Consider the following 872-nt stretch of genomic DNA (forward strand, 5'->3'; position numbering starts at 1 on the left):
GTCAGAAACATCGCAGTCCCGGGCACCGTGGGTGGCTTCTTCCGGGCCAGGTTGTCAATGATCGCGGAAAGTGGGATTTCGTCGGCCTTGGTGCGGGCGGCAAGCAGCCGACGCCCCGCCGTCCATGTCTGCATGATGAGCGCCATCGTCGTCGCCACCGCAACGGGAACCCATCCTCCATCTGCGAACTTCGCGATGTTGGCGGCCAGAAATCCGGCGTCGATCAGTGAAATCGGCACGATGACGGCAAGAACCGTCGCCAGCTTCCAGCTCCAGATACGGCGCATCACGATGAACAGGAGGATCGAAGTGATGAACATTTCGCCTGTCACGGCGATGCCATAGGCGGCGGAAAGGCCGCTCGAGTTTTGGAAGAAGAGCACCAGAGCAGCCACGAAGATGAACAGCAGGTTATTCACCTGCGGCATGAAGATCTGTCCGGACTGAGTTTCGGAGGTGTGGAGGATGCGCAGGCGAGGAAGCAGGTTGAGGTGCATCGCCTGACGGACAAGGGAATAAGCGCCTGAGATCACGGCCTGGCTGGCGATGACCGTTGCCGCGGTGGCCAGACAGACCATAGGAATCCGCGCCCACTCCGGATGCATGCTGAAAAAGGGATGCTCAGCCATCTGCGGGTTCGCGAGCACGAACGCTCCCTGCCCGAAGTAGTTCAGAAGCAGACTGGGGAAGACGAGCGAAAACCACGCAGTGACGATCGGACGGCGTCCGAAATGTCCAAGGTCGACATAGAGGGCCTCCGCGCCAGTCACGGCAAGAAAGACGGCCCCAAGCACCGCGATGGCTGAGCCGATGTTGTTTGCGATATACCAGAGTGCGTGGACCGGATTGACTGCGCCCAACACCGACGGGTC

Annotated in this window: 1 protein-coding gene; it reads right to left on the minus strand. The window is 60.3% G+C overall.

All coding sequences use genetic code 11. The features are described 5' to 3' along the window. On the minus strand, nt 1-872 hold an 872-nt coding region (locus RWK44_RS34840), incomplete at both ends, for a KUP/HAK/KT family potassium transporter (protein WP_316030179.1).

The sequence above is a fragment of the Rhizobium sp. 25PS6 genome, assembly GCF_032464655.1.
In the GTDB taxonomy this organism is placed as follows: Bacteria; Pseudomonadota; Alphaproteobacteria; order Rhizobiales; family Rhizobiaceae; genus Rhizobium; species Rhizobium laguerreae.